Annotated in this window: 1 pseudogene; it reads right to left on the bottom strand. The window is 67.2% G+C overall.

Features of this window, described 5'->3' with window-relative positions:
• Positions 1-183 (bottom strand): annotated as a pseudogene (locus tag SM757_RS35220) (electron transfer flavoprotein subunit alpha/FixB family protein); the annotation flags it as partial.
• Positions 184-320: the final 137 nt, after the last annotated feature.

Here is a 320-nt window from a genome sequence, read left to right as displayed (position 1 = left end):
GTCGGCGTGCAGCACCTTGGCCACGCCCTGCACTTGGGCGGCGGCCTGGGCCACGGCGGCGGCGTTCTCGCCGGCCACCAGCACGTGCACCTCGCCACCGCAGGCGGCTGCGGCGGTGACGGTGTTCAAAGTCGCGGCCTTGAGCGCCGCGTTGTCATGTTCGGCAATAACCAATGCCGTCATAGCAATCTCCTGTGTTGCCGCCGGTAGGAGGCCCGCTTGCGGGCCGAACCCGTGGTCGGCTGCAATTCGGCCCGCAAGCGGGCCTCCTACAAATGCCTTGCCTGCGAGGCTCAGATCACCTTGGCTTCGTTCTTGAG

The sequence above is a fragment of the Azohydromonas lata genome, assembly GCF_034427735.1.
Classification (GTDB): Bacteria; Pseudomonadota; Gammaproteobacteria; order Burkholderiales; family Burkholderiaceae_C; genus Azohydromonas; species Azohydromonas lata.
This window is presented reverse-complemented; position numbering and strand designations above follow the sequence as displayed.